Origin of the sequence: Ochrobactrum sp. SFR4 (genome assembly GCF_019730395.1) — a bacterium.
Classification (GTDB): Bacteria; Pseudomonadota; Alphaproteobacteria; order Rhizobiales; family Rhizobiaceae; genus Pseudochrobactrum.
On sequence record NZ_JAAPBB010000380.1, the window covers coordinates 1 to 355 of the forward strand.

General features: G+C 50.1%; 1 protein-coding gene. It reads left to right on the forward strand.

What is annotated here, in order from left to right:
* Window positions 1-285 (forward strand): acetylglutamate kinase (gene argB, locus HBA93_RS19455; RefSeq protein ID WP_221724388.1); only part of this gene is annotated, 285 nt, incomplete at its 5' end.
* Window positions 286-355 lie beyond the last annotated feature (70 nt).

Sequence of the window (355 nt, forward strand, 5' to 3'; positions counted from 1 at the left end):
GCGATTGCTGGTGCATTGACCGCAACCCGCTTGCTGTTCCTCACCGATGTTCCGGGCGTTCTGGATAAGGACAAAAACCTGATCAAGGAATTGTCCGTTGCTGATGCACTGGCATTGATTGCAGACGGCACCATTTCCGGCGGTATGATCCCGAAAGTGGAAACCTGCATTGAAGCCATTAACCGTGGTGTGGAAGGCGTTGTTATCCTCAATGGTAAAACCCCGCATGCGGTTCTGCTGGAGCTGTTCACGGAGCACGGTGCCGGCACACTTATTGTGCCGTAACTAAAGAGCACATTTATTGTGCCGTAAAATACAAAGCACACTAGTTGCGTCTTAATCAAAAAATCCCGCA